The organism is Acutalibacter caecimuris, assembly GCF_034335085.1.
Taxonomy (GTDB): Bacteria; Bacillota; Clostridia; order Oscillospirales; family Acutalibacteraceae; genus Acutalibacter; species Acutalibacter caecimuris.
This window is the reverse complement of sequence record NZ_JAWXXJ010000029.1, coordinates 14864-39513: the sequence shown is the minus strand read 5'-3', so window position 1 is coordinate 39513 and position 24650 is coordinate 14864. Positions and strand designations below refer to the sequence as shown.

General features: G+C 61.6%; 26 protein-coding genes. 12 read left to right on the top strand and 14 right to left on the bottom strand.

Going from position 1 to position 24650, the window contains the following annotated elements:
• The first annotated feature begins 448 nt into the window (after positions 1 to 448).
• Positions 449 to 883 (top strand): cell wall hydrolase, encoded by a 435-nt coding sequence (locus tag U8U01_RS14260; RefSeq protein WP_322175561.1) that lies wholly within the window; start codon positions 449 to 451, stop codon positions 881 to 883.
• A 52-nt stretch (positions 884 to 935) separates the two neighbouring features.
• Complete coding sequence (locus tag U8U01_RS14255) at positions 936 to 1358, top strand: hypothetical protein (RefSeq protein WP_322175559.1); 423 nt, start codon at positions 936 to 938, stop codon at positions 1356 to 1358.
• Between the two features lie 131 nt (positions 1359 to 1489).
• Here U8U01_RS14255 and U8U01_RS14250 read toward each other — a convergent pair whose 3' ends face one another.
• The 10 genes from U8U01_RS14250 to U8U01_RS14205 form a co-directional block, all read right to left on the bottom strand.
• Entirely contained in the window at positions 1490 to 2899 is a 1410-nt protein-coding gene (locus tag U8U01_RS14250; RefSeq protein WP_322175555.1) for an MATE family efflux transporter, read from the bottom strand.
• Between the two features lie 251 nt (positions 2900 to 3150).
• On the bottom strand, positions 3151 to 3687 hold the full coding sequence (locus tag U8U01_RS14245) for a GNAT family N-acetyltransferase (RefSeq protein ID WP_322175553.1): 537 nt from the start codon (positions 3685 to 3687) through the stop codon (positions 3151 to 3153).
• An 8-nt stretch (positions 3688 to 3695) separates the two neighbouring features.
• Positions 3696 to 4172, bottom strand: a complete 477-nt coding sequence (folK, locus tag U8U01_RS14240) for a 2-amino-4-hydroxy-6-hydroxymethyldihydropteridine diphosphokinase (RefSeq protein ID WP_322175552.1) — start codon at positions 4170 to 4172, stop codon at positions 3696 to 3698.
• Positions 4169 to 4546, bottom strand: coding sequence for a dihydroneopterin aldolase (gene folB, locus U8U01_RS14235; protein ID WP_322175549.1), 378 nt, complete (start codon positions 4544 to 4546; stop codon positions 4169 to 4171). Before folB ends, folK begins: the two co-directional genes overlap by 4 nt.
• Before the next feature lie 457 nt (positions 4547 to 5003).
• Positions 5004 to 5843: a dihydropteroate synthase gene (gene folP, locus U8U01_RS14230; RefSeq protein WP_322175547.1), complete on the bottom strand. Its 840-nt coding sequence runs from the start codon at positions 5841 to 5843 to the stop codon at positions 5004 to 5006.
• The gene (locus tag U8U01_RS14225; protein WP_322175544.1) at positions 5840 to 6217 is read right to left on the bottom strand and encodes a nuclear transport factor 2 family protein; all 378 of its coding nucleotides are present in this window, start codon (positions 6215 to 6217) and stop codon (positions 5840 to 5842) included. The genes folP and U8U01_RS14225 overlap by 4 nt, the downstream gene beginning before the upstream one ends.
• Positions 6218 to 6784, bottom strand: coding sequence for a GTP cyclohydrolase I FolE (gene folE / locus U8U01_RS14220; protein WP_322175541.1), 567 nt, complete (start codon positions 6782 to 6784; stop codon positions 6218 to 6220).
• Between the two features lie 632 nt (positions 6785 to 7416).
• Positions 7417 to 8760: a 30S ribosomal protein S12 methylthiotransferase RimO gene (gene rimO, locus U8U01_RS14215; RefSeq protein WP_322175538.1), complete on the bottom strand. Its 1344-nt coding sequence runs from the start codon at positions 8758 to 8760 to the stop codon at positions 7417 to 7419.
• Positions 8751 to 9821, bottom strand: coding sequence for an NUDIX hydrolase (locus U8U01_RS14210; RefSeq protein ID WP_322175536.1), 1071 nt, complete (start codon positions 9819 to 9821; stop codon positions 8751 to 8753). Before U8U01_RS14210 ends, rimO begins: the two co-directional genes overlap by 10 nt.
• A complete protein-coding gene (locus U8U01_RS14205; protein WP_322175533.1) occupies positions 9821 to 10723 on the bottom strand; it encodes a YihY/virulence factor BrkB family protein in 903 nt (300 codons plus the stop codon). Before U8U01_RS14205 ends, U8U01_RS14210 begins: the two co-directional genes overlap by 1 nt.
• Before the next feature lie 550 nt (positions 10724 to 11273).
• Here U8U01_RS14205 and U8U01_RS14200 point away from each other — a divergent pair.
• Positions 11274 to 12770, top strand: a complete 1497-nt coding sequence (locus U8U01_RS14200; protein ID WP_322175530.1) for a phosphohexomutase domain-containing protein — start codon at positions 11274 to 11276, stop codon at positions 12768 to 12770.
• Positions 12767 to 13840 carry a tRNA 2-thiouridine(34) synthase MnmA gene (gene mnmA / locus U8U01_RS14195; protein WP_322175526.1) on the top strand — a complete coding sequence of 358 codons (1074 nt, stop codon included), beginning with the start codon at positions 12767 to 12769 and terminating at the stop codon, positions 13838 to 13840. The genes U8U01_RS14200 and mnmA overlap by 4 nt, the downstream gene beginning before the upstream one ends.
• 689 nt (positions 13841 to 14529) lie before the next feature.
• Here the strand turns inward: mnmA and U8U01_RS14190 are convergent.
• The 3 genes from U8U01_RS14190 to U8U01_RS14180 form a co-directional block, all read right to left on the bottom strand.
• The gene (locus U8U01_RS14190) at positions 14530 to 14877 is read right to left on the bottom strand and encodes a hypothetical protein (RefSeq protein WP_322175523.1); all 348 of its coding nucleotides are present in this window, start codon (positions 14875 to 14877) and stop codon (positions 14530 to 14532) included.
• A 21-nt stretch (positions 14878 to 14898) separates the two neighbouring features.
• Positions 14899 to 15453 carry a hypothetical protein gene (locus U8U01_RS14185; RefSeq protein ID WP_322175521.1) on the bottom strand — a complete coding sequence of 185 codons (555 nt, stop codon included), beginning with the start codon at positions 15451 to 15453 and terminating at the stop codon, positions 14899 to 14901.
• Positions 15454 to 15647: 194 nt separating this feature from the next.
• Positions 15648 to 15911: a hypothetical protein gene (locus U8U01_RS14180; protein WP_322175518.1), complete on the bottom strand. Its 264-nt coding sequence runs from the start codon at positions 15909 to 15911 to the stop codon at positions 15648 to 15650.
• Positions 15912 to 16056: 145 nt separating this feature from the next.
• On the opposite strand from U8U01_RS14180, the gene U8U01_RS14175 reads away from it, so the two are divergent.
• Both U8U01_RS14175 and U8U01_RS14170 read left to right on the top strand, forming a co-directional pair.
• Complete coding sequence (locus tag U8U01_RS14175; RefSeq protein ID WP_322175515.1) at positions 16057 to 16524, top strand: metallophosphoesterase; 468 nt, start codon at positions 16057 to 16059, stop codon at positions 16522 to 16524.
• Between the two features lie 147 nt (positions 16525 to 16671).
• Positions 16672 to 17406 (top strand): JAB domain-containing protein, encoded by a 735-nt coding sequence (locus U8U01_RS14170; protein ID WP_322175512.1) that lies wholly within the window; start codon positions 16672 to 16674, stop codon positions 17404 to 17406.
• Between the two features lie 59 nt (positions 17407 to 17465).
• Here the strand turns inward: U8U01_RS14170 and U8U01_RS14165 are convergent, their stop codons facing one another.
• Positions 17466 to 17600, bottom strand: coding sequence for a hypothetical protein (locus tag U8U01_RS14165; RefSeq protein WP_322175510.1), 135 nt, complete (start codon positions 17598 to 17600; stop codon positions 17466 to 17468).
• A gap of 59 nt (positions 17601 to 17659) precedes the next feature.
• Here U8U01_RS14165 and uvrB point away from each other — a divergent pair, with 59 nt between their 5' ends.
• From uvrB to uvrA, 6 genes are all read left to right on the top strand, one after another.
• Positions 17660 to 19651: an excinuclease ABC subunit UvrB gene (uvrB, locus tag U8U01_RS14160; protein ID WP_322175508.1), complete on the top strand. Its 1992-nt coding sequence runs from the start codon at positions 17660 to 17662 to the stop codon at positions 19649 to 19651.
• A gap of 145 nt (positions 19652 to 19796) precedes the next feature.
• Positions 19797 to 20333, top strand: a complete 537-nt coding sequence (locus U8U01_RS14155; protein WP_322175566.1) for a nitroreductase family protein — start codon at positions 19797 to 19799, stop codon at positions 20331 to 20333.
• Positions 20330 to 20875 carry a Type 1 glutamine amidotransferase-like domain-containing protein gene (locus U8U01_RS14150; protein ID WP_322175505.1) on the top strand — a complete coding sequence of 182 codons (546 nt, stop codon included), beginning with the start codon at positions 20330 to 20332 and terminating at the stop codon, positions 20873 to 20875. The genes U8U01_RS14155 and U8U01_RS14150 overlap by 4 nt, the downstream gene beginning before the upstream one ends.
• 11 nt (positions 20876 to 20886) lie before the next feature.
• A complete protein-coding gene (locus tag U8U01_RS14145; RefSeq protein WP_322175503.1) occupies positions 20887 to 21369 on the top strand; it encodes a GNAT family N-acetyltransferase in 483 nt (160 codons plus the stop codon).
• A 54-nt stretch (positions 21370 to 21423) separates the two neighbouring features.
• Positions 21424 to 21822, top strand: coding sequence for a nuclear transport factor 2 family protein (locus U8U01_RS14140; RefSeq protein WP_322175501.1), 399 nt, complete (start codon positions 21424 to 21426; stop codon positions 21820 to 21822).
• Positions 21819 to 24644 (top strand): excinuclease ABC subunit UvrA, encoded by a 2826-nt coding sequence (gene uvrA, locus U8U01_RS14135; protein ID WP_322175498.1) that lies wholly within the window; start codon positions 21819 to 21821, stop codon positions 24642 to 24644. The genes U8U01_RS14140 and uvrA overlap by 4 nt, the downstream gene beginning before the upstream one ends.
• Positions 24645 to 24650 lie beyond the last annotated feature (6 nt).

The window sequence follows — 24650 nt, the reverse complement described above, 5'->3', positions numbered from 1 at the left end:
CACGACGCTCTTCCGATCTAATTTTCCTCTGATACCCCACCCACTCCCCTCATCCCCAACGCCCCCGCCAACACCCGCCCCATACCCCCCTGCTATCCCCCCAACACCGGCCTGCTATCTCCCGAATAACCCCTTACTATCTGCCGGTTAGTTTAGCCTAACACCTCAAAAAACGCATATCCCACCACCTCCGGGCATATATAGTAAACGCACTTGAAAACCAGTGCAGTGGTCTTTTCAAGTGCGTTTACTAGAATGGGTGTGTCCAAAGCGGAGAGTTTAAGAGCGAGGCTCCGGCGAACAATATAGTAAAAGTTTCGTCCACCTTTTCAAAGGTGGTGGGGTTTTTAGGGGCAAAGCCCCTAAACTGCCAGAGGCCAAAATTTCGACATAAACTCTTCGCTTTGGACACACCCCACTAGAATCACCAGGAAAGGAGGTGGGGGGATTGGCGTTTTCAGACAGGGAGATTTTGGCCCGTATTATTGAGTGCGAGGCCGGCGGCGAGGGGGAAACCGGCATGAAAGCCGTGGCCTGCGTAGTCATGAACCGGGTGCAAGTCACCTATGGGGAGTATGGCCGCCTGATGACCATACGACAGGTAGTATATCAACCCCGCCAGTTCACCTGCGTAATGGAAACCGTAGGCGGCGTGGCCAACCTGCAAAACATCTACAATATGCGCCCCACCGACGTACACTACTATGTCGCCGACTGGGCCATAGCCGGCAACCGCCTGGGCAACCTGGGTTTTGCCCTATGGTATTTCAACCCCTACAAGCCCTCCTGCCGGGAGAATTTCCCCTCCGCTGTAGGCCGTTTTGTCATCCGGCTGGGGGACCACTGTTTCTACAATCCCACCGAATTATACGCCGAAACATAGGGTAATACAGAAACAACGTATGTACACCATCTAACCTGAAGGGGGAATCCACATGACAGAAAACCAAAGAGAATGCGGGCGGAATTCGTCCGCCATGCGGCGGCTCACCAGCCGGGCAGACTACCTCCGGGAGGCGGACGGCGCCGCCACCATGGACAATTTCGAGCACCTGCCCCAGGAAGATTTTGACAGCGAAGAGATGCGGGGCACCATGCAGTCCATCCTGTCCCAGAATATCGGCAATTTCGTGGTGGTCGAGTTCCTCATCGGCACCGAGCAGATGGTGCGCAAGCAGGGTATGCTCTACCTGGTAGGCCGCAGTTTTGTCACCCTTTATGACGAACCGGCCAATAATTTCATTGTGTGCGATATATTTTCTATCAAGTTTGTATATTTCTATATGCCCAACGAGCGCCCCCGCTTTAACTACAACCTGTTGCCGCCCCCTCACGGCGGCAACGGTATGCGCCGCTAAAGCCCAGCCCGCCCCGTCCTACCCAACCAAAAAGCGTAGCCCCCAAAAGCCGCAGGGGGCTACGCTTTCCCTTTTTATTCCGCCTGATAAGCCCCCCGACCGCGCTCCGGGGGAGAGGGCCAGGCCCTACCTTACTCCTTGCCGCCGGCAGCCTTGGTGATGGCCTTCTTCTTCCAGCCGCCCCTGGCGTAGGCGATAACCGTAAGCACTGCGCCCGCCACCCAGGAGATCACCAGGGACAGGAACAGGGGGTCAGGCGTGCCGGAGCCCATAGCGCCGCCCGCAGGCCGGGTCAGGAACTCCAGCCCGTAAGCCACAGGCACCCGGATAACGACGGTGGTAATCACAGAGATCCACATAGGGGTCATGGTGTCCCCCGCGCCCCGCATCACGCCGGAGAGGATCTGTGTCACCGCCATGGCTATGTAGCCGATGGCCAGGGTGTTCAGCATCCGCTGGCCCAGGTCAATTACCGCCGGCGTGCTGGTAAACATCAGCATCAGGTATTTGCCAAAAATCAAGATCAGCCCCACCAGTACCACCGAAACCCCCAGGCCCATCAGCATACCGGCCTTAGCGCCCTTTTCGGTACGGTCCAGCCGGCCCGCACCCATATTCTGGCCGGTGTAGGTGGTCATAGCCGAGCCAAAGGTGAAGTTGGGCATCATGGCAAAGCCGTCCACCCGCATTACCACCGTGTTGGCCGCCAGCACCGACGCGCCAAAGGAGTTGGTCAAAGACTGGATGATGATCATGGCAAAGGAGAAAATCGCCTGGGTCAGGCCGCTGGGCAGGCCAAGCCTTACCAGCCGGTTAACATAGGCTGATTTGGGCCACAGCCCCCGCCAGCTTACGTCAAACACATCCCGCATACGCAGCAGCCGCACCATGCACAGTATGCCGGAGATCAGTTGGGAGATAATGGTCGCCCAGGCAGCCCCGGCCACCCCCATCTTCAGCCCGGCCACAAACCACACGTCCAGGCCGATGTTCAGGAAACAGGCCACCAGCAAAAACACCAGGGGCATAATCGAGTCCCCCAGCCCCCGCAGCACGCCGGAGATAATATTGTAGTACGCGCTGCCCAAAATGCCCAAAAACAGGATGATCAAATACCCGCAGGCCATGTCGTAGATCTCCTGGGGGGTGTCCAGCAGGCGCATCACCGGGTGGGTAATCAGCGGCCCCACCACCATAATAAACACCGAGGTCACAAAGGTAGCCGTAATGGTGGTGCCAATGGTGGCGGAAAGGCTGTCCCGCTCCTTGGCCCCAAAGTACTGGGAGGCCATTACGCTGGCCCCCACGGACACGCCCATAAACAGTACCAGCAGCAGGTTGATCACCGGGTTGCTGGCCCCAATGGCCGCCAAAGCGCCATCCCCCACGTAGTTGCCCACCACAATAGAGTCCACCGTGCTGTAAAGCTGCTGGGCCATGTTGCCAATCAGCAAGGGCACAGAAAAGCGGATAAGGTTTTTGGTGGGGCTGCCCTGGGTCATATCCTGCGCCTCAAAAAGGGCAGAGAGCTTGCCTGCCATAAAACGATCCCTTCCTTCCTAAATAAAGTAATAAAGTACAAAAACAGGCCAGACACATCCCAAACAAAGGCATACAAATAAGGCCCCGGCGAAACCCGCCTGCGCCTTATTTCAAGGTATATCTGCCTACCGTTCCATTATAGCACAAAACCCTGCCAAAATCTCTACCGCGTATTCTACAAAGTTCTGGCCAAAATTTCCTGCAAATTTTCGACTATTTGCACAGATTCCGTCCGTTTGGCGGAAGAACTTTACAGCGTGTATTCCATCTGTACGTCGCAGGGCTCCTTTTCCACATGGGGCGGGTCGTACTCCAGGGCCTCCACACAGCCCATGGCCCGGTAAAACGCCTGGGATTCCTCCGCCGACATGGCGGAGATATACAGCTTTTCCGCCCCCAGCCTCCGGGCCTCCTCTGCCGCCAGGGAAAACAGCCTGCGCCCCAGCCCCCGGCCCCGCAGCTCCTCCGAAACGTGCAGTTCCGCCAGCACCGCGTACTGGCCCCGGCTGCCAATGCGCCGGCCGTCCACGCTGGAAAAGCCCTTCAGCCAGCCGTCCGCAAAGGCCCCCCATACCGCGCCGCCGCTGGCAAGCACATCCCGTAGCTGCCCGCATACCCGCCGGTGGTCCGCGGCATCCCAGTCGTCGGTAAAGGCGATGTCCCGCAGCACCCACTGGCCGTCTATCTTCCGCCAGCAGCGCTTTACGTCCTGGTGCCGCCGGAACCTCCTCAACAGTTCGGGGGAGAGCTCCCCCGCCGTTATTTCCCTATATGTAATATCCGCCATAACGCCTCCTATTTGTACAGCCGCACGCCGGTTTTGTCTACGGCCTCGTAGGCGGCGGCAAAGTTAAACCCCAGCCCGCTGTGCAGGGGGAACAGGTCAGACAAGGGCACCAGCACAAAAGCCCGCTGCAAAATGCCCGGGTGGGGCACCGTAAGCCGGGGGGTACTGCTGGTAAATCCCTCGCACAGCAGCAGGTCGATGTCCAGCGTTCTGGCCCCGTGGTACTCTTGGCGCACCCGGCCCAGGTCTGTTTCAATGCCCAGGCAGGCGTCCAGCAGGGCGTCCGGTTCCAGGATGGTGTCTATCAATACGCAGCAGTTCAGGTAATCTTCTTGCTGGCTCAGCACGTCAAAGGGCTCTGTTTCGTAGATGCTGGAAATCGCCAAAATCCCCGCCCCCGGCAGCCCTTCCAGGCGGCTGAAAGCGGCGGCCAGGTTTTCTTCCCGCTGGCCCAGGTTGCTGCCAATGCCCAACACGGCCTTCATAGGTCCCCGCCCCCTTCCCGCTGTATCTGTATCTCCACCGCCACATAGTCGAATACCGCGTTCATAGGTGCCTCCGGTTTCTTCAGGGTCAGCCCCACGGCCTGCACCCTGGGGTGCTCCGCCAGTATCCCGTCGCACACGGCCTGGGCAGCCCGCTCAATCAAATCATATTTCTCCCCGGTAAATACCCGCTGTACGGTCTTGCGCACCGCGGCGTAATTCACCGTGTCCGCCAGATTGTCACTGTGCCGGGCCCTGGCCAGGTCGGTCCATAGGGTAATGTCCAGCACAAAGGGCTGCCCATTTTCCTTCTCCTCCGGGTTCACCCCGTGGTAGGCGAATATCTCCAGCCCCTTCATATATATCTTGTCCACGCTCTCTCCTCCTTAAGGCTGCCTCCGGCGGGCAGAGAAACTTTTTGAAAAAAGTTTCTCTGCACTCTTCAAAAACTTTTGTGCCGTTATCGGCCGCGCTGTTGCGTTAGCCCGGCTGCTCGACCTGTAGCCGTTTTTTCGTTTTTCTTGATTTATTTCTTGCTATGGGCTGTATAGCGGCTTTAACCGGGCCATTCTCTTGGCTCCGCATAAAACCGTTAACTACGGGCGCATCCCACGCTTTTTCTGTTTCCGCCCGATGATTGGCCCGTTGGCGGCATCTATTGGGGCCGCAGAAAGCCCATGTCCCCGCCCATAAAAACAAGGTATACGCCACCAACATCCTATTTCCCATGCGCGTGCCGGCGGCCCAAATAAAATACGCTTTTCGTACGCGAGGAAGGGTTCCCAAAGGGGCCGTGCCCCTTTGGCAGGGATTCTTAAGGGGCAGCGCCCCTTAAGCCCCTTCCCCCAGCCGGCCGGCCCGCAGCGCGTCCGCCATCCGGGCGGCCTGAACAGACTCCCCCACATCGTGGACGCGGATCATGTCAGCGCCGCCCAGGATCGCGGCGGTATGGGCGGCGATGGTAGCGGGCAGGCGCCGGGGGAAGGGCGGGTTGCCGCAGTAAGCGCCGGTCACCCGTTTGCGGGAGGCAGCCATCAGGTAGGCTATGCCCGGCAGCTTGCAGTCCTGCACCCTGGCAATCAGCCGCAGGTTCTCCTCCATCGTCTTGCCAAAGCCGATGCCCGGGTCAAAGCACAGGCGTTCCGGGGCAATGCCCAACTGCACGGCGCGGTTGAGCCGCTGCTCAAAAAAGCGCCGGGCGGCCAGGCACACGTCCCCGCCCTCCCCGCCTCCGGGGAACATGACCACGCACCCGCAGCCCGAACCCGCCACGGCCTGTAGCATCCCGTCCCCAAAGCCGGACACATCGTTGATGATATGCGCCCCGGCAGCCAGGGCCTTTTCCGCCACCTGGGGGTAAAAGGTGTCCACCGAAACCGGCAGCCTGGTGCGCCCCAAAATCCCCGGCAGCACCGCCCCCAGCCGGGCCCACTCCTCTTCGGGGCTCACCGCCTCATACCCCGGCCGGGTAGACTGCCCGCCCATATCCAGCACATCCGCCCCGTCCGCCTCCATCTCCAGCCCGTGGGCTAAAGCCTTTTCCGGCTGCAAAAACTGCCCGCCGTCCGAGAAGGAATCCGGCGTCACGTTTAAAATCCCCATGATGTAAGTGCGCGCCAATGGCAGGCAGTGGTCCCTGGCGCAAAAACGTGCCGGCTGCATCTCTGTCATACAATCTTTTCCCCCAATCCCATTTCCTGCCGCCACAGGGGCGGCGGGCCGTCGTCCGCCCAGTACTCGTCCATTTGGGCGATCTTCCCTCCCGCAAACCGGAAGATGCCGGTCACATGGAAGGAAGGGCCGCCCTCCTTGGCAAACACCCTGGCCACCGTAACCAGCGTATCCCCCGCCCAAAGTTCCCGCTCCACCCGGCCGTCCCATTGGCCGGGATACGCGCAGTTGGCCCGTACATACTCCGCCACGGTAAAGCGCTCGTTGGTGCAAGGCCAATGGATCCGGGCGCCGGGCGCAAACCAGCCCGGCAAAGCCGCCGGGTCCTGGGCCAGCACGTCCCGCCAAAAGGCCCCGGCCTGAAACCCCGCCATCTACTTGCCCTCCAGCAGCGCCAGCACCTCGGCCCGGCTGCGGGCGTCCGAGCGCATACAGCCCCGCAGGGCAGAGGTCTGGGTCTTTGCCCCGGCGGCCCTGGCCCCCCGCATGGTCATGCACAGGTGTTCGGCCTCTATAAACACCGCCACCCCTTGGGGCTGCAAATTTTCGTACAGGAAATCCGCAATCTGCCCGGTCAGCCGCTCCTGTACCTGGGGGCGGCGGGCAAAGCAGTCCACAATCCGGGCGAACTTCGACAGGCCGATGATCCGCCCGTCCCTTGGTATATAGGCAATGTGGGCCCGGCCGATAAAAGGCAGCAGATGGTGTTCGCACACCGAGTAAAGGGGGATGTCCTTTACAAACACCAGCTCGTCGTGCTTGCCGCTTTCCTGAAAGATCTTCAAATGCTCCTTCGGGTCGCCGGCCAGCCCGGAGAATATCTCCCCGTACATCCTGGCCACCCGCTCCGGGGTTTCCCGCAAACCCTCCCGGTCCGGTTCCTCGCCCACGGCCTCCAGAATATCCCGTACGGCCCGCTGTATCTTTTCCATATCAATCATGTAATCACTTTCCTTTCTTCAAGGGCATCCCCGCAGCCGGGCCTCCCAAACCGGCAAAACAAGCAAAACGCAGGCAAGCGCCCCACCGGCGGTCGAGCAAACGGCCCAAGACGCTGAGAGAGGCAGATAACGGATGGGGGTCCAGGGGCCTGTGGCCCCTGGCAGGGATCCGCAAGGGGCAGCGCCCCTTGCGCCGCCGGAGGCAAGCCCAAACAAGCGCAAACAGTCCCCGCCGCGGCCGGAAGCCCCAAACCGGCAAAACAAGCAAAACGCAGGCAAGCGCCCCACTGGCGGTCGAGCAAACAGCCCAAGACGCTGAGAGAGGCAGATAACGGAAGGGGGTCCAGGGGCCTGTGGCCCCTGGCAGGGATCCGCAAGGGGCAGCGCCCCTTGTGCCGCCGGAGGCAGGCCCAAACAAGCGCAAACAGTCCCTGCCGCAGCCGGAAGCCCCAAACCGGCAAAACAAGCAAAACGCAGGCAAGCGCCCCACCGGCGGTCGAGCAAACAGCCTAAGACGCTGAGAGCGGCAGATAACGGAAGGGAGTCCAGGGGCCTGTGGCCCCTGGCAGGGATCCGCAAGGGGCAGCGCCCCTTGCGCCGCCGGAGGCAAGCCCAAACAAGCGCAAGCAGCCCTACTCCACGTCGGCGATCTGCCCGGTCAGGTCGCCGTCCAGGCAGCCGTCCACTTCCACCTCCACAAACTGCCCCAGCACAGGGCGTTTGCCGGTTTCGCCGGGGGTAAAGAAGATCCGCCCGTCCACGTCGGGGGCGTCCATATACGTGCGCCCAAACCAGCACTCGGCGTAGCGGTCAAAGCCCTCCGTCAGCACCCGCAGCCGGCGGCCCACATAGCCCTGGGCCTTGCGCTCCCAAATATCCATCTGCATACTGGTGATGATCTCTGCCCGGCGCTCCTTTTCCTCTTCCTCCACCTGATGGGGCAGTTCCGCGGCAGGGGTGCCCTCCTCTTGCGAGTAGGCAAAGCAGCCCAGCCGGTCAAAGGCCATCTCCTTCACAAACCCGGCCAGTTCTGCAAAGTCCTCTTCCGTTTCTCCGGGGAACCCGGTAATCAGCGTGGTGCGTAAAATCACACCGGGCACCCGCGCCCGTATTTTCCCAATCAGCGCCGCCAGGCTCGCCCGGTCCCCCCGGCGGTTCATGGCCTGTAACACCCGGCCCGCGCAGTGCTGCAAAGGCAGGTCGATGTAAGGCACCACCTTCTCCTCCTGGGCCATTACGTCCAGCAGTTCGTCGGTAATGGCGTCCGGGTAGCAGTACAGCACCCGTAGCCAGCACAGGCCCTCTATCTTCGCCAGCCGGCGCAGCAGCCCGGCCAGGGAGTACCCGCCGTACAGGTCTATGCCGTACCGGGTGGTGTCCTGGGCAATCAGCACCAGTTCCTTCGCCCCATTGGCCGCCAAAGCCCTGGCCTCGGCCTCTATATCCTCCATAGCCCGGCTGCGGTAGCCCCCCCGTATGCCCGGAATGGCACAGTAGGTGCAGCGGTTGTCGCAGCCCTCGGCGATTTTCAAGTACGCGCTCCAACTGGGGGTGGTCAACTCCCGCTCCCCGCAAATGGGCAGCCGCTCCTTTTCCGGGAAAGCCTCTACCGGCCCCCCCTCCAACATATTGCCGATATGCCGGGCAATCTCCCCGTTGGCCCCAATGCCGAGGACCCCGTCCAGTTCCGGTATCTCCCGGCGCATCTCCTCCTGGTAGCGCTGGGCCAGGCAGCCGGTGGCCACCAGCTTTTTAATGCGCCCCTCCTTTTTCAGCATGGCCAGCTCCAGTATCTCGTCAATAGACTCCTTCTTGGCGCTGGCAATAAAACCGCAGGTGTTGACAATGGCCACATCCGCCATGGCCACATCGTCCACCAGTTGATAGCCCGCGGCCTTCAAGCTGGCCATCAGCACTTCCCCGTCCACCTGGTTTTTGGCACAGCCCAGGCTGATCATTCCCACTTTTACAGGCATCTTGTTTCCTCCTTATGTTCCATGGCGTCCCATGATGATGCGGCAGCCAGCCCGCGCACGGCCGCAAAAAAAGTATCCGTATAACCCCCGGCCAAAATCACCCGCTGCCGGGCCAGCCGTTCCCATTCCTCCAGGGGGAACCACCTGGCCCCGGCCGTTTCCCCTGGCTGCAACCGCACCATACCGGCGGGGATATCCCGGCGCAGGGCGTATACATCCATGTAGATGTTCCCAAACTGCCGGCGGTGCAAAAAAGCCAGTTCCTCTTCCCGCGCGGTAAGGCCGGTTTCCTCCATCAGTTCCCGTACGGCCCCCTGCCGGCTGGTTTCCCCGGCCAGCACGCTGCCGCCGGGGCTCTCCCAGGTGTTGGGGGCGCCCGGCTTTTCCGGGCTGCGCAGAGTGCAAAGGATCCGCCCCTGCCCGTCGTAAATGGTAATGGCCACCACCAGGCAGAATTTCCCCGCCGCCAAAGCCGTGCCCCGGCGGCAGGTACGGCCCGTGGGGTTCCCCTCCCTGTCGTAGATATCCAACAGTTCCGTGGGGGCGGGCTTGTCCAGGTCCCCTGCCGCCAGCCGGTGTACGGCGGCATAGTACCCCTCGGTGTACCCCCTGGCGAACAGTTCCCCGGTCCGGGCTTTTTGCTCCCACCGGTCCAGGGGCATCCACTGGGCGCCGTCCGTTTCTCCGGGCTGTAGGGTAAGGCTCCCTATCTCCACATCCCGCCGCAGGCCGTAGTCGTCTATAAACCAGTCCGGGCCCTGCCGCCGGGCCAGATAGGCCAGTTCCTCCGGCGCGGCCCGTAGGCCGGTTTCCTCCCACAGTTCCCGTACCGCCCCCTGCCGGCTGGTTTCCCCGGCCAGTACGCCGCCGCCAGGGCACTCCCAGGCGCCGGGCATCAGGGGCTTTTCCATGCTGCGCCGGGTAAGCAGTACCTCCCCTTGCCCGTTTATCACGGTAACAGATACCGCCAGGTGCCGGTCCCCCTGGGCCAACGGCTCCCCACGGGGGTGGGTGCGGCCGGTCAGCGCCCCGTCCCGGTCGTAGATATCCCAAACCTCCATCATTTCCCCTCCTTATCCGCGGTGGCCTCCGTATGGGCCGGCGTGCGCGTAAACTTATACTTCTTGGGCTTGCCCCGCAGCAGGGCGCGAAAATCCTTTTGTACCCCGCTGGTAGCCAGCCACATACTCACCTCGCCCCCTAAAAAAAGGATGTACATACAAAAGAACAGCCAGAACATCAAAATAACCAGCGTGGCCAGGCTGCCGTACAGGGAGAAGTTGGAGAAGTTCTCCACAAACAGCGAGAAGAAAAAGGAGAACAGCACCCAGCCCCCGGCCCCAAAGGCCGCCCCCGCCAGGTTATAGCGCAGCTTGATCCGCCGCCGGGGCACAAAGCTGTAAAGCAGGGCAAAAAACACAAACAGCAGCACGAACCCCGCCAAAGACTTAAAGTTGATCAGCAGCGCCGCCAGCGTAGGCCAGCGGGCGGAGAGGAACCGGTAGATGGTAGACCCAAACACCAGCAGCAAAGCCGCGGCAATCAGCGCCACCGCCAGCAGCACCACGTACAGCACTGCTATGGCCCGCAAAAGGATGTAGTTGCGGCTCTCCTTCACCTCGTAAACATGGTCCAGCCCCTTGATAATGGCCACCATGCCCATGGAGGATGACCACACCGCCGTCACCACCGCCACCGGCAGCACCCCCGAGGCCACCAGCGGGCTGGGTATCAGCGCCGAAAGGGCCGTGGATATGGCCGGCGGCAAAAGCTCCAGCGCCGCCTCGATCATGGTCAAGCCGGAGGAAAAGTGGATCATCTGCATCAGCGTCAGCAAAAACGCCAAAAATGGCAAAAAAGAGATGATCAGGAAGAACGCCCCATGGGCCGAGGCCGAGTCTACCCGGTCCCGGTCTATGCGGGTGAGAAACCATGTCACGTGCTTTTTCAAAAACGGCCACATATCCGGGCGCCTCCTTTTTTTCTGATTATACCATATGCAAGTGGGCCGGTCAAGCACCGCCGGCATCCGGGGTTGCCCCCACCCCAGGGCTACTTTCTCGCCTGCCGGCTCGGTCGGCTCGGAACGGTCGCCACTGGCGACCCTCGCCCCTGGACCTCGCCAGGGGCTAAGGCCGCCCCTGGACCCGGCCACGCGTCCCCCCGCCGGGCGCGCAAAACATCAAAAGCAAAGCACCCCTGTAAAACTTAAGGGGAAAACTTCCTTTTTCTTTTTTTCTTGAAGGGCAGGCTAATCCCCCCCGTCAGCCAAAAAGTAAACCATCTCCTAACTTTTCTAAGAGCCTCTACCCCTTCTTTATAAAGAAGGATAAGTAGAGCCATTCTCGGCCGGTCAAGCGCGGCCGAGTTCGCTTGCGAACGCAACTGCGCTTGCGGGGTGTGGGGCAGCGCCCCACAACCTTCAGCGCCCGCCCAAGTATCTAAAGCCAGGCAGTTGCATCCTGGGCGCACATTTGATACAATAAGCAATACAATGGAAAGGAGTGATCCAAATGGATTTACTGTCCCTAAAAAGCGGCACAGACGTCCGGGGCATTGCGGAAGAAACCCCGGCGCACGGGCCGGTAGAGTTAGATGACGGCGTGGTAGAGGCCATAGCCGCCGCGTTTTTAGTGTGGTGCGAAAAACGGCTGGATATACCGGCCAAAAACCTACGGCTGGCAGTGGGCCGCGACTCCCGCCTGTCCGGCCCCCGCATCACCGGGGCGCTGGAGCGGGCTTTCCGGGCCGCCGGCGCCACCTGTTATGACTGCGGGCTGGCCTCCACCCCCTCCATGTTCATGGCGGTGCTGGATATCCCCTGCCACTGCGCGGTACAGGTCACGGCCAGCCACCATCCCTGGTACCGCAACGGCCTCAAGTTCTTCACCAAAGACGGCGGCCTGGACGCCCCGGACATGGAAGAAGTGCTGCGCCTGGCCGGGGCCGGGGCCTGTCCCCCCAAGGCCGAAGGGGGAAGCTGGCAGCCATGCGGCCATATGGAGCAGTACGCCGCCCATCTGCGTAAGGTTATCCGGGCCGGTGCCGGCGGGGCAGAGCGCCCCCTGGAGGGTTTCCACATTGTGGTAGATGCCGGCAACGGGGCCGGGGGCTTTTACGCCGGGCAGGTGCTGGCCCCCCTGGGGGCGGATATATCCGGCAGCCAGTTCCTGGAGCCGGACGGCCGGTTCCCCAACCATGTGCCCAACCCGGAGGACAAAACCGCCATGGCCTCCGCCAGCCGGGCGGTGGTGGCGGCAGGGGCCGACCTGGGCGTGGTCTTTGATACGGACGTAGACCGGGCCGCTGTGGTAGACAGCCACGGCCGGGAGATCAACCGCAACCGGCTGGTGGCCGTGGCCGCGGCCATCGCCCTGGAGGATGCCCCCGGCGGCACGGTGGTCACAGACTCCATCACCTCCGACGGCCTCCACGATTACATCGAAACCACCCTGGGGGGCCGGCACTGCCGGTTCAAGCGGGGGTACAAAAACGTCATCAATGAGGCCCAGCGCCGCAACGCCCTGGGGGAGGACTGCCCCTTGGCCATAGAAACCAGCGGCCACGCCGCCCTGCGGGAGAACTACTTCCTGGATGACGGGGCCTACCTGGTCACGAAGATCCTCATCAAGCTGGCCGCCCTCCGGCGGCAGGGCCAGGGGCTGGAGGACCTCCTCTCCCCCCTGCAAGAGCCCGCCGAGTCCCAAGAGGTGCGGGTGCCCATCACAGACCCGGACTTCCGGGCCCGGGGCGGGCAGCTTATCGAAACCCTGACGGCCCACGCCCAGGCAGCGGGCTGGCAAATCGCCCCGGACAACCACGAGGGCGTCCGGGTGTCTTTCCCCGCCGGGCAGGGGGCGGGCTGGTTTTTGGTGCGCCTCTCCGTCCACGACCCCATCCTGCCCATCAATATAGAGAGCAACGTCCCCGGCGGCGCAGGGCTGATCCGGGACAAGCTGCGGGCCTTCTTCGCCACCCACGCCCAGGGCCTGGACGTGGCAAACCTATGAGCGGCCGGGCCCTGGTGGCCATGAGCGGCGGGGTAGATTCCAGCGTGGCGGCCCTGCTGGTGCAGCGGGCCGGGTACGAGGCCTGGGGCGTCACCCTGAAACTGTTTGAGGGGGAACCCACAGGCCCCGCCGGGGAGAAGGCCTGCTGCTCCCTGGAAAGCGTAGAGGACGCCAGGGCCACGGCCCACCGGCTGGGTATGCCCTTTTACGTGTTCAACTTTGGGGCCGACTTCCGCCGGGAGGTCATGGACCGCTTTGCCGGCGCCTACCAGCGGGGGGAAACCCCCAACCCCTGCATTGACTGCAACCGGTACGTCAAGCTGGGCAAGCTGTTCCGCCGGGCAGAGGAGCTGGGGGCAGGGTACCTTGCCACCGGCCACTACGCACGGGTGGCGCGCTGCCCCCAAACCGGCCGCTGGCTGCTGAAAAAGGGCCTGAGCCCGGACAAAGACCAAAGCTACGTGCTCTATAACCTCACCCAAAGCCAACTGTCCCGGCTGCTGCTGCCTCTGGGCGGGCTGACCAAGGCCCAGGTGCGGCAGATGGCCCAGGAGGCCGGTTTCCGCAACGCCCACCGGCCGGAGAGCCAGGATATCTGTTTTGTGCCGGACGGGGACTACGCCGGGTTCATCCAGCGCCATACGGGCACGCCCGCCGTGCCGGGGGACTTCACAGGCACGGCGGGGCAGGTGTACGGCCGGCATAAGGGGATCATCCACTACACCGTCGGCCAGCGCAAGGGCCTGGGCCTGTCGTTCCCCCAGCCTATGTACGTGTGCGGCATCCGCCCCCAGGAAAACCAGGTGGTCCTGGGCCGGCAGGAGGAACTGTTCTCCCAAAAACTGGTGGCCCGTGACCTGAACTTCATCGGGGTGCCGGCCATCCCCACCCCCATGCGGGTGACGGCCAAGGTGCGCTACCGCCAACAGGAGCAGCCCGCCACGGCCCTGCAAGTGGACGGCGACCGGCTGCAAGTGGTGTTCGACCAGCCCCAGCGGGCCATCACCCGGGGCCAGGCCGTGGTGCTCTACGCCGGCGACCAGGTCCTGGCCGGCGGCGTCATCACCTGAAAGGGCCGCGGGGGCTCCTCTGAATGGGCCGTGGGGGCTCCTCGCCCCCACACCCCCCCGCCAGGGGCTAAGACCGCCCCTGGACCCGGCCAAGCGTCCCCCTTATGAACCGTACTCTGATTCCTGCAAGAAATAACCGGAAAAGCCAGCCGCGCATCCCCCCGGTTTTCCGCTATAGTGTGCAGGGTGCCCATTATCTGCTTTGTAACTGCCCCAAAAAATTGTCATTCGCCCTATTTTCAAACAAGTCCCAAACAGCAAAAAGAAAAAAGATTTTCTCATAGCCGTTCCCTTATCCAAACGTCAAGGCCCACGATTTCCCGTTTCCATTTGATACAAAAAGGTACAAAAAGCGGAAAAAGAGAGCGCCCGCAAAAAACGCATAAAAGTTTTGTCCACTTTTTCAAAAGTGGTAGGGGGTGCAGGGGGGCAAAGCCCCCTTGCCCGCCGGAGGCCCCCCTACAGCAACAAAACAGCAAGCGAAAAAAAGAGCGCGCATAAAAGTTTTGTCCACTTTTTCAAAAGTGGTGGGGGGTGCAGGGGGGAAAAGTCCCCCTGTCCGCCGGAGGCCCCCCTACAGCAACAAAAACAGCAAGCGAAAAAAAGCGCGCGCATAAAAGTTTTGTCCACTTTTTCAAAAGTGGTGGGGGGTGCAGGGGGGCAAAGCCCCCTTGCCCGCCGGAGGCCCCCTACAGCAACAAAAACAGCAAAGCGAACATCAGCTCATGGTTGCCGCCCTCGGCGCCCAGCAAGATGAGCAGTGCCAGCAGCATGGTGCGCTCCCGGTCCTTAAACAGTTCCTCCAGCAGCCCGCCGGGGGCCGGCTGACCGGGTGCGGCCAACGGGAGAGGGGGCGGGGGGTTCGGCGGGGGTTCCTGTACCGGCGGCGGTGCCGGTGCCGGCGGCGGAGGGGTGGCGGGGGCCTGTTTCTGGCCCTGGGGGGGCAGGGGGTGCCGGGCACGGGCCTGCATTTCCCTGGCCCGGCGGGCGGCCTCCTCCTGCATACGGCGCATACTGTTGTGTTCTTGCTCAGGCATACGGGTGGCCTCCTTTCCCGGCTACAGCAGCCCCGGCAGGCCGCCCAAATCCCGCAACATGGGCAGCAGCCGCATAAGCTGCAATATCTTAATGGCCTCGTCGATCTTCTGCCGCCTGGCCTCGCTGAGCATGGGCCGCAGGGCCCGCAGCAGCCGGGTCGCGTCATCCTCCTGGTTCAGTTGCCCCAGCAAAGGGGCCAGCCGGGCGGCAAAGGCCAGGGTGTCCGCGCCGTTTCCGCCGCCCAGCCCGCCCAGTCCGGCCAGGCTGCTTAGGGCCCCCAGCCCGCCGGAGCCGCCCCCCTGTTGGCCCCCCTGCTGCCCGCCCAGCGCCCCCAACGCCCCTGCCAGGGCAGAGAGGTCCGGCATCCCCCCGGCAGGGCCGGTCCCAGGAGAGGCATGGGGGGAGGACCCGGAGGCGCCGGGGGATGGGTCCGGGGCGGAACCGGGGGAGGGGTTGGCGTTGCCTTGCCCACCGGCCCCAGGATGCAGCCCCAGGGAGTTCATCATGCTTTGCAGTTGGCGCATACTGTTCGGGTCAGAGAGGAACTGGCTGATCTGCTGGTTCAGGTCATCCACGGCCCACGCCCCCTTTCCAATCAAATTTTCACCGGCAACCGGAGTGGCAAGCAATCAGCTTTACAACCGGCCGGGGAATACCCCTTCACTACCTGCCCAATACCCGGTGCATACCTGGGCAATACCCGGCTAAGAACTGCCTAAGAACGGCCGGTAATTTGCCCCTAACCGGGGCTAAAAAACGCTTTTTGGCCCTATTTCCCCCCGCCCAGCATCTTCAGCAGGGCCTGGGCCTGGGGGGTGGAGAGCAACTTTTTGGCCGCCTCCGGGTCAGAGAGCACCTTTTGCATAGCCTCGCCCTCCGCCTGGCCCATCCCCCCCATCAGCCGGGAAAGGTCGCCGTTCTGGGCGGCGGCTTTCAGGGCCTCCGGGGTAGAGCCCAGCCGCTGGGCGGTCATGTTCAGCAAAGCGTCCAACCGGGCGTTTTCCTGGGATTTATCGGGTTTATTCTCTTTCATAGGGTAAGCCTCCCTTATGGTTCGGTGGTGGAAGATCATAGCGCCTATACATCCTATGCGGCAGGGGCCCGGTTGATTCCTCTCCCCGCAATATGCGTATATATAGGGGGAGTTCGAGTAAACAATCAATATATGGAGGTAACAAATGCGTATCCTAGTAACATCAGACACCCACGGCGACAGCGCCCGGCTGCGGCGGGCGGTGCTGGCACAGCCCCAGGCAGAGGCCGTCATCCATCTGGGGGACGGCGCGGAAGAGGCGGAGCAGGTCCGCCGGGCCTTCTTAAAAAAGGCTTTTTACCAGGTAAAAGGGAACTGCGACTGGGGCAGCAGCCTGCCCGACGAGGCCGAATTGGAGCTGGAAGGGGTAAAGATCTTTTACACCCACGGCCACCTTTACGGGGTAAAATCCGGGGACGGCGCCGTGCTGGCCGAGGCCGGGAAACGGGGGGCCCAGGTGCTGCTGTTCGGCCACACCCACCAGGCCCGCGCCGATTACCAGGACGGCCTGTATATTCTGAATCCCGGCAGGCTTAGCGGCTACGAGCCCAGTTACGGCACTATTGACATAACACCCCAGGGTGTCGTGCTAAATATAGTGAAAACATCATAAAATTTTGGCAATTTCCAGGAAAAATCCATCAAACGGAAAATTTCCGGCCGGGTAGTTCCGGGTGCAAAAACCGCTTGACAAAGAAACAAATGTTTGATATGATGATGCAAGAGCGTGCTGCCGCAAAAAGGGGAGGGGCATATTGCAATGAGAGGTGGCAAAAAAGGGGCCCTGCCCCCAGAAGACAGCCAGGGCATGGTCCTTTTGGAAGAACTGCTGGCCATGCTGCTGCCGGAGGCGGACGCCCGCAGGGCCTTTGGGCAGCTAAAAAGCCGACTGGGCCGGCTGCGGAACATCCTGCCGGCCCCAGAGGCGGAGTTGGCGCGGCTGCCCGGCATGACAGCCCAAAGCGCCCGTTTTCTGCGGCTTTCCCTGGAACTGGCCCGGGCCTACATGGAAGACGCCGCCGAGGGCGCCCGCGACATACCGGACTTTGCCTGCTTTGTAGAGTTGCTGCGGCCGGCTTTTTTGGGCAGCAGAACAGAGCGGGTGGCGGCCCTGCTGCTGGATAGCAGGGGCAGGTACCTGTACGGCGGGCCTGTTTTTGAGGGGGGTATTGGCGGGGTAACGCTGAACTTCCGCCGGCTGGCAGGGCTGTGCGACAGCTATGACGCCAGCGGGATCGTGATAGCCCACAACCACCCCACCGGCGACGTGCTGCCCTCTATAGAGGATATTGCCGCCACAGGGCAGGCATTGCGGGCGCTTATGGGCATTGGTGTGGACCTGCGGGACCATATCATCTTTACGGAGAGGGACGAGTTTTCCTTTGCGGAAAGCGGGCTGCTGGCGGATATGCTGGCTATGGCCCTGGAGGAGCAGCGGCAGAGGGTAAAGGAAACCAACGAGATTGCGGCAGCCTTTTGGCAGGAAAGGCAGTAAGGGCGGGCTGCGGCCCCTTTACTTTGGCGGAAAACAGGCCCCGCGCCCTAGAGTCTGTTTTAAAACGCCGAAACGCCGTCTATTTTGCCCTGAAAAGGTGCTTTCTGTGTCAAAACTCCTCGAAAGGCTGCAAGCCTTTCTGGCGGCAAGCTTTTCTTGCGGTTTTTTCCTTGAAAGCCCTCGTTTTTGGACAAAAATCCGGCATTTCTCCGGTTTTAAAACAGACTCTAGCGGCGCGAGCACAGGAGGATTTATGGATTTTAAGCTTTCATCCAAGTTCAAGCCTACCGGCGACCAGCCGGAGGCCATTGACCGGCTGGTGCAGGGGGTAAACAGGGGTATGAAGGAGCAGACCCTACTGGGCGTCACCGGCTCCGGCAAAACATTTACCATGGCCAATGTGATCGAACGGCTGAACCGGCCCACCCTGATCCTGGCCCACAACAAGACCCTGGCGGCCCAGTTGTGCTCGGAGTTCCGGGAGTTCTTCCCGGAGAACGCGGTGGAGTACTTTGTGTCCTATTACGACTATTACCAGCCGGAGGCATACATTGTACAGACAGACACCTATATCGAGAAGGACAGCGCCATCAATGACGAGATCGACAAACTGCGCCACAGCGCTACCTGCGCCCTTTCCGAGCGCCGGGACGTGATCATTGTAGCGTCGGTGTCCTGTATCTACAGCCTGGGCGACCCCATCGACTACCGGACCATGGTGATCTCCCTGCGCCCCGGCATGGAGAAAAACCGGGACGACCTGCTGCGCAAGCTGGTGGAGCTGCAATACGAGCGCAATGACGTGAACTTTATCCGCAACAAGTTCCGGGTGCGGGGGGATGTGGTGGAGATATTCCCCGCCGAGAGCAGCGAACGGGCCGTGCGGGTGGAGTTTTTCGGGGACGAGATCGAGCGCATCCGGGAGTTCATCCCCCTCACCGGGGAGGTTACCGGGGACTTAAAGCACATCGGCATCTATCCGGCCTCCCACTACATCGTGCCCGGCGACAAGATGAAAACCGCCCTGGCCAGCATCTATGACGAGATGGAGAAACAGGCGGCCCTGTTCAAAGAGCAGGGCAAGCTGATAGAGGCCCAGCGCATTGAGCAGCGCACCCGCCATGACATTGAAATGCTGTCGGAAATCGGCTTTTGCAAGGGGATAGAGAACTACTCCCGGGTGCTCTCCGGCCGGGAGCCGGGCAGCGCACCTTTTACTCTTTTGGACTACTTCCCGGAGGACTACCTGCTGTTTGTGGACGAGTCCCACGTAACGTTGCCCCAGGTGCGGGGGATGTACGGCGGTGACCATGCCCGCAAGCAGATGCTGGTGGACTACGGGTTCCGGCTGCCCTCGGCCTATGACAACCGGCCTTTAGACTTTGACGAGTTCTATTCCCACATCAACCAGGCTGTGTTTGTCAGCGCCACGCCGGGGGATTTGGAACTGGACAAGTCCACCCAGGTGGTAGAGCAGGTGATACGCCCTACAGGCCTTCTGGACCCCCTGGTGACGGTTAAGCCCACCGACGGGCAGATTGACGACCTAATCTCCGAGATCAACCTGCGGGTGGAGAAACAGGAACGGGTGCTGGTAACGACCCTCACCAAGAAAATGGCCGAGGACCTTACCAGCTACCTGGAAAACTACGGCATCCGGGTGCGGTATATGCACCATGACATTGACACGGTAGAGCGCATGGAGATTATCCGGGACCTGCGGCTGGGGGAGTTCGACGTGCTGGTGGGCATCAACCTGCTGCGGGAGGGTCTGGACCTGCCGGAGGTGACCTTGGTGGCGATTTTGGACGCGGACAAGGAAGGTTTCCTGCGCAGCGGCCGCAGCCTGATCCAGACCATCGGCCGGGCGGCCCGGAACGCGGAGGGCCAGGTGATCATGTACGCCGACCAGGTGACCCCCTCCATGGAGTACGCCATCACCGAAACCGAGCGGCGGCGGGGCATCCAGCAAAAGTACAACCAAGACCACGGTATTACCCCCAAGACCATTAAGAAGGACGTGGCGGAGATTTTGGAGATCTCCAGCCACAAGGAGGATGGGAAGAAGAAAAAGAAACATTATACCCCTGCCGAGCGCCGGGAGCTGATCGAGAAGTACCAGAAAGAGATGAAGGCCGCGGCCAAGCTGCTGGAGTTCGAGCACGCGGCGTACCTGCGGGACAAGATCAAGGAGCTGGAAACCGGGGCCGCGGGCCACGCGCCGCTGCCCAGGAAAAGGAGATAGGCATGGACAAAGGGCAGGCATGGGAGATCTGCGTAAAGCAGATGGCGGCGGACTACAACGCCCGGCCGGAGGACTTCCGGCGGCCCTGGGCAGGGAGAATATAGAACGTCAAACGATCAATCAGGAGGATTATATTGTGAAGGATATGTTGGAACTGATCTTGACCCGGCGCAGCTACCGGGGGGCCTACCGGCAGGAGCCGGTGCCCAGGGAGGACCTGCGGCGGATCTTAGAGGCCGGGCTGGCCGCGCCCTCGGGGTGCAATAAGCAGACCGTGAGCCTCATCGCCGTAGACGCCCCGGAACTGCTGGGCCGGCTGAAGGGGGCCATCGACCCGCCGGTGGCCCAGACCGCCCCGGCGGCTGTGTGCGTGCTGACCCGGCGGATCTGCGCCTACCGGGACCGGTGTTTCCATGTGCAGGACTATGCCGCCGCCATTGAAAATATGCTGCTGGCCGCCTGCGCCCTGGGCTACGAAAGCTGCTGGTATGAGGGGCATATCACCGACGAGGACCATCTGGGCCGGAAGATGGCGGATATCCTGGGCGTGCCGGAGGGGTATGAGTTGGTGTGTTTCCTGCCCATAGGCCGTGGGGTGGGGGAGGCCCGGCCCGGGCCTAAAAAACTCCCCTTTGAGGAGCGGGCCTGGTTCAACGGCTTTGGGAAAGGGGAACCGGGATGAAAAAGCTTTTGCTCACCTCAGCGGGCTTTGAGAACCCGGCGGTACGGGACTGTTTCCTGGAGATGCTGGCAAAGCCCCCCGCAGAGGCCCGGGCGCTGTTCATCCCCACTGCGGCCATAGACGAGGAGGCCAGGGCCGTGCTGCCCAAATGTATGGGCGACCTGTTGGGGGCGGGCCTTTTGCCGGGGCATATTACCACCTTTGACCTGGACAGGGAAATGCCCCCGGAGGAGCTGGCGGGCTATGACGCCGTGTGCTTCTGCGGGGGCTCCACCCAGCACCTGCTGGGCCGGGTAAAGGCCAGCGGCTTTGACCGGGCGCTGGATCTGGCTTTGGATCAGGGCCTGGTGTATGTGGGGGTGAGCGCGGGGAGCATCATCGCGGCCCAAAACCTGCCGGGCAATTTGGGCTACCTGCCCCGCAGGCTGGCCGTACATTGTAAGGCCGGCGCGCCCCCCGGCCCTTTGCCGGAGGGTACGGTGTACCTGACCAACGCCCAGGCGGTCAGCCTGATGGGCGGGGAAGCGGAAATCATCGGATAGGGGAGAGGAGTATGGAACGGGAAGGATCCGGCCGGCCAGACGGGCTGGCAGGGAAAGTGGGGGAAACGGAAATTGTTGCAATGGAGGCAGATGACGCCCAGGTGCTGGCGCTGTTTTCGGAGCATGACGATTTTATGTTGGACAAGATGGGGGAGGACAGCCACTATTATACCCGGTACAACCAGGGGGAAAACATCGAGCGCGCCTGGGTAGCCTATGTAGACGGCTTTCCCGCGGGCTGTATTGCCTACCGGAAAAGGGAGGACGGGGCCGGCGAGGTCAAGCGGCTGCACGTAAGGCAAAGGTACAGGGGCAGGGGGCTGTCCAAAAGCCTGCTAAAAACCCTAGAAAGCCATGCCCGGGGGCAGGGCTGCCAAAAACTGTACCTGGATACGAGAAGCAACCTGGAGCCAGCCGTTTCCCTGTACAGGGCATTCGGGTTCCGGGCTGTTTTCCAGCAGGGGCTGTATATGCAGATGGAAAAGGCGCTGTAGCCCTGCGGCCCCGGGGCGAAAAAAGCGGAGCGCATTAAGAAAAGGGGGAGAAGGATGGAACGGGAAACCTTCGGCCAGCGGGAGCGGCTGATACGGGAATATTTTGACTGCTGGGTGGAAAACCGGCCGGATGGGCTGGGAGAAATATTCAGCCCGGATATACGATACAGCGAGTGCTATGGCCCGGAATACCGGGGGCGGGGGCAGTTTCGGCAATGGTTTGCGGACTGGCACCGGAAGGGCCGGGTGCTGGAATGGCGGATCAAGGGCTTTCTCCACCAGGGGCCGCGTACGGCGGTGGAGTGGTACTTTTGCTGCGACTATGAGGGGGAGGCGGGCTTTGACGGCGTGTCCCTGATGGAATTTGACGAAAACGGTAGGATACGCTCTGTGAAGGAGTTCCAGTCCAAAGCGGAGCATGAGTTTCCCTATGGGGAGGATGAGATACAATGAGCCTGGATAAAATAGAAGTGCACGGCGCCCGCGAACACAATTTGAAAAACATCGACGTGACCATACCCCGGGACAAGCTGGTGGTGCTGACAGGGCTTTCCGGCTCCGGCAAGTCCTCCCTGGCCTTTGACACCATCTATGCCGAGGGCCAGCGGCGGTATGTGGAAAGCCTTTCCTCCTACGCCCGGATGTTTTTGGGGCAGATGGAAAAGCCGGACGTGGACAAGATCGACGGCCTGTCCCCGGCCATCTCCATCGACCAAAAGACCACCTCCAAAAACCCCCGCTCCACCGTGGGCACGGTAACGGAGATTTACGACTACCTGCGGCTGCTGTACGCCCGCATCGGCATCCCCCACTGCCCCATCTGCGGCCGGGAGATCAAGCAGCAGACCGTGGACCAGATCGTGGACCAGGTGCTGGCCCTGCCGGAGCAGAGCAAAATACAGGTGCTGGCCCCGGTGGTGCGGGGCCGCAAGGGCGAGCATATAAAGGAGTTCGACGCGGCCCGCAGGGGCGGCTTTGTGCGCGCCCGGGTAGACGGGCTGCTGTATGACCTGAACGAGCCCATTCAGTTGAACAAAAACCAAAAGCATAATATTGAGATCGTGGTGGACCGGCTGGTGGTCAAGGGGGACATCCGCTCCAGGCTGGCGGACTCCATTGAAGTGGCGGCCAGCCTGACAGGGGGCATTGTGGTGGTCAATGTGATCGACGGGGAGGATATCACCTTCTCCCAAAACTACGCCTGCCCGGAGCACGGCGTCAGCGTGGACGAGCTGACCCCCCGGATGTTCTCCTTCAACAACCCCTTTGGGGCTTGCAAAAAGTGTACGGGCCTGGGGGTGTTCATGCGCATTGACCCCCAGAACATCATCCCGGATAAACGGCTGTCCATCCGCAAAGGCGGCCTAAAGGCCAGCGGCTGGGCTATGGAGGGCAGCACCATTGCCGCCATGTATATGGAGGGGCTGAGCAAGCACTATAAGTTCTCTCTGGACACCCCCATTGGCGAGTTGCCCAAAGAGATTATAGACGTGCTGCTGTACGGCACCAAGGGGGAGAAGATCAAACTGACCCGCATGGGGGAGTACGGCAACGGCACCAGCTATATGGCGGCCTTTGAAGGGGTCATTACCAACTTGGAGAGGCGGTATAAGGAAACCTCCTCCAACTGGATCAAGGCGGAGATAGAAACCTATATGAGCGCCGTGCCCTGCGATGCCTGCCATGGCAAGCGCCTTTCCCCCGAAAGCCTGGGGGTAACGGTAGGCGGGGTGAATATCGCCGACTTCTGCGACAAGTCCGTTACCGAGGCCCTGGAGTTTGTCAAGGCCCTGGAACTGACGGAGCGGGAAAAGCTTATTGCCGCGCCTATTGTAAAGGAGATCAAGTCCCGGCTGGGCTTTTTGCAAAGCGTGGGGCTGGAATACCTGACCCTCTCCCGGTCCTCCGGCACCCTTTCCGGCGGGGAGAGCCAGCGCATCCGGCTGGCCACCCAGATCGGCTCCTCCCTGATGGGGGTGCTGTATATCCTGGACGAGCCCTCTATCGGCCTGCACCAGCGGGACAACAGCAAGCTGCTGGGCACCCTGAAACGCCTGCGTGACTTGGGCAACACGGTGATTGTGGTGGAGCACGACGAGGAAACCATGCGGGAGGCGGACTATATCGTGGACATCGGCCCCGGCGCCGGGGTACACGGGGGGCAGGTGATCTACGCCGGGCCGGTTAAGGGCATTATGAAGTGTAAGGGCTCCGTAACCGGGGACTACCTCAGCGGCCGGAAGAAGGTGGAGGTACCAGAGAAACGCCGGGAGGGCAACGGGCATTTCCTGGAAATAAAAGGCGCGGCCCAGAATAACCTGCAAAACCTGGACGTGAAGATCCCCCTGGGGGAACTGGTATGCGTAACCGGGGTGTCCGGTTCCGGCAAATCGTCGCTGATCAACGAGATCCTCTATAAAAAACTGGCCGCGGAACTGAACCGGGCCCACACCTTCCCCGGAGCCCACCGGGAGATATTGGGGCTGGAACATCTGGACAAGGTCATCCAGATCGACCAGTCCCCCATAGGGCGCACGCCCCGCTCCAACCCGGCCACCTATACCGGGCTGTTCAACGATATACGGGAGCTGTTTGCCAGCACCCAGGAGGCAAAGCTACGGGGCTTTAACGCAGGGCGGTTCAGTTTTAATGTAAAGGGCGGCCGCTGCGAGGCTTGCCAGGGGGACGGCATCATCCGCATAGAGATGCACTTCCTGCCGGATGTGTACGTGCCCTGCGAGGTGTGTAAGGGCCACCGCTACAACCGGGAAACCCTGGAAGTAAAGTATAAGGGCAAAAATATCTACGACGTGCTGGAAATGACCGCCGAAGAGGGCCTGGACTTCTTCCGGGACCTGCCCCGGCTGGCCCGCAAGCTGCAAACCCTCAACAATGTGGGCCTGGGCTATGTAAAGATTGGCCAGCCGGCCACCACCCTCTCCGGTGGCGAGGCCCAGCGGGTCAAGCTGGCCACCGAACTCTCCCGCCGGCCCACAGGCAAAACGGTGTATATTCTGGACGAGCCCACCACCGGCCTGCATATCGCGGACGTGCATAAGCTGATCGAGGTGTTGCAGCAACTGGTGGACAAGGGCAACTCCGTCATTGTGATCGAGCACAATTTGGACCTGATCAAGACAGCGGATCATATCATTGACCTGGGCCCGGAGGGGGGCAACCGGGGCGGGCTCATTGTGGCCGAGGGTACCCCGGAGCAGGTGGCAAAGGTAGAGGGCAGCTATACCGGGCAGTACCTGCGGGGGCTGGTGCTGTAAGCGCCG

What these genes read in the sequence shown, in the direction of transcription:
- mnmA (WP_322175526.1), top strand. Translation starts at nt 12,767, where the DNA reads ATGAGCGGCCGGGCCCTGGTGGCCATGAGCGGCGGGGTAGATTCCAGC.
- uvrA (WP_322175498.1), top strand. Translation starts at nt 21,819, where the DNA reads ATGAGCCTGGATAAAATAGAAGTGCACGGCGCCCGCGAACACAATTTG.
- U8U01_RS14145 (WP_322175503.1), top strand. Translation starts at nt 20,887, where the DNA reads ATGGAACGGGAAGGATCCGGCCGGCCAGACGGGCTGGCAGGGAAAGTG.
- uvrB (WP_322175508.1), top strand. Translation starts at nt 17,660, where the DNA reads ATGGATTTTAAGCTTTCATCCAAGTTCAAGCCTACCGGCGACCAGCCG.
- U8U01_RS14150 (WP_322175505.1), top strand. Translation starts at nt 20,330, where the DNA reads ATGAAAAAGCTTTTGCTCACCTCAGCGGGCTTTGAGAACCCGGCGGTA.
- U8U01_RS14155 (WP_322175566.1), top strand. Translation starts at nt 19,797, where the DNA reads ATGTTGGAACTGATCTTGACCCGGCGCAGCTACCGGGGGGCCTACCGG.
- folE (WP_322175541.1), bottom strand. Translation starts at nt 6,784, where the DNA reads ATGATTGATATGGAAAAGATACAGCGGGCCGTACGGGATATTCTGGAG.
- U8U01_RS14175 (WP_322175515.1), top strand. Translation starts at nt 16,057, where the DNA reads ATGCGTATCCTAGTAACATCAGACACCCACGGCGACAGCGCCCGGCTG.
- U8U01_RS14225 (WP_322175544.1), bottom strand. Translation starts at nt 6,217, where the DNA reads ATGGCGGGGTTTCAGGCCGGGGCCTTTTGGCGGGACGTGCTGGCCCAG.
- U8U01_RS14190 (WP_322175523.1), bottom strand. Translation starts at nt 14,877, where the DNA reads ATGCCTGAGCAAGAACACAACAGTATGCGCCGTATGCAGGAGGAGGCC.
- U8U01_RS14140 (WP_322175501.1), top strand. Translation starts at nt 21,424, where the DNA reads ATGGAACGGGAAACCTTCGGCCAGCGGGAGCGGCTGATACGGGAATAT.
- U8U01_RS14205 (WP_322175533.1), bottom strand. Translation starts at nt 10,723, where the DNA reads ATGTGGCCGTTTTTGAAAAAGCACGTGACATGGTTTCTCACCCGCATA.
- U8U01_RS14200 (WP_322175530.1), top strand. Translation starts at nt 11,274, where the DNA reads ATGGATTTACTGTCCCTAAAAAGCGGCACAGACGTCCGGGGCATTGCG.
- rimO (WP_322175538.1), bottom strand. Translation starts at nt 8,760, where the DNA reads ATGCCTGTAAAAGTGGGAATGATCAGCCTGGGCTGTGCCAAAAACCAG.
- U8U01_RS14255 (WP_322175559.1), top strand. Translation starts at nt 936, where the DNA reads ATGACAGAAAACCAAAGAGAATGCGGGCGGAATTCGTCCGCCATGCGG.
- folP (WP_322175547.1), bottom strand. Translation starts at nt 5,843, where the DNA reads ATGACAGAGATGCAGCCGGCACGTTTTTGCGCCAGGGACCACTGCCTG.
- U8U01_RS14250 (WP_322175555.1), bottom strand. Translation starts at nt 2,899, where the DNA reads ATGGCAGGCAAGCTCTCTGCCCTTTTTGAGGCGCAGGATATGACCCAG.
- folK (WP_322175552.1), bottom strand. Translation starts at nt 4,172, where the DNA reads ATGAAGGCCGTGTTGGGCATTGGCAGCAACCTGGGCCAGCGGGAAGAA.
- U8U01_RS14210 (WP_322175536.1), bottom strand. Translation starts at nt 9,821, where the DNA reads ATGGAGGTTTGGGATATCTACGACCGGGACGGGGCGCTGACCGGCCGC.
- U8U01_RS14180 (WP_322175518.1), bottom strand. Translation starts at nt 15,911, where the DNA reads ATGAAAGAGAATAAACCCGATAAATCCCAGGAAAACGCCCGGTTGGAC.
- U8U01_RS14245 (WP_322175553.1), bottom strand. Translation starts at nt 3,687, where the DNA reads ATGGCGGATATTACATATAGGGAAATAACGGCGGGGGAGCTCTCCCCC.
- U8U01_RS14170 (WP_322175512.1), top strand. Translation starts at nt 16,672, where the DNA reads ATGAGAGGTGGCAAAAAAGGGGCCCTGCCCCCAGAAGACAGCCAGGGC.